Origin of the sequence: Vibrio sp. 1727 (assembly GCF_033344415.1) — a bacterium.
GTDB classification, from domain to species: Bacteria; Pseudomonadota; Gammaproteobacteria; order Enterobacterales; family Vibrionaceae; genus Vibrio; species Vibrio alginolyticus.
This window is the reverse complement of sequence record NZ_JAWPOT010000417.1, coordinates 1-615: the sequence shown is the minus strand read 5'-3', so window position 1 is coordinate 615 and position 615 is coordinate 1. Positions and strand designations below refer to the sequence as shown.

Here is a 615-nt window from a genome sequence, read left to right as displayed (position 1 = left end):
GGAATGGCTTGCAAACCACCACGTACCACTTCTGCCATGTAAGCCGCGCTGAACATGACCACACCAATTAAGGCACGAATAAGTTTATCCGTTTCGGAACCTTCAGCTAAGAACAGCGGTAACATAACGGACGCCATGAATAGTACGGTAATCAGCGGAACGCCACGCCATACTTCAATGTAAATCGTACAGATGCTGCGTATGATGGGCATATCAGAGCGTCGACCTAGAGCCAGTGCGACACCGATCGGTAATGAAACCACAATACCAACAAGCGCGATGATCAGTGTGACCAGCAAGCCGCCCCATTTGTGCGTTTCAACCACTTCCAAGCCAAACACCCCACCGTAGAGAAGCGCAGCAACGATAAACGGATAGATGTTGACAAAGAACAGCCAAATCCATAAGCGTTTTGGTGTTTTTTCATAGGCAAGAAGCACAGTGAAAATCGCGAGCGTGATGTAAAACAGGCGAGGGCGCCAAAGTTCTGCTTCTGGGTAGAAGCCGTACATGAACTGCTCCCAGCGAACACTGATGAACACCCAGCATGCACCTTCTCGGTTACAGTCATCACGCGTTGAGCCTATCCAGTCAGCATTAATGAACGCCCAATCG

Annotated in this window: 1 protein-coding gene; it reads right to left on the bottom strand. The window is 49.6% G+C overall.

What is annotated here, in order from left to right; translation table 11 throughout:
- A partial coding sequence (locus tag R8O10_RS26080; protein WP_318192078.1) for an ABC transporter permease subunit occupies nucleotides 1-615 on the bottom strand: 615 nt, incomplete at both ends.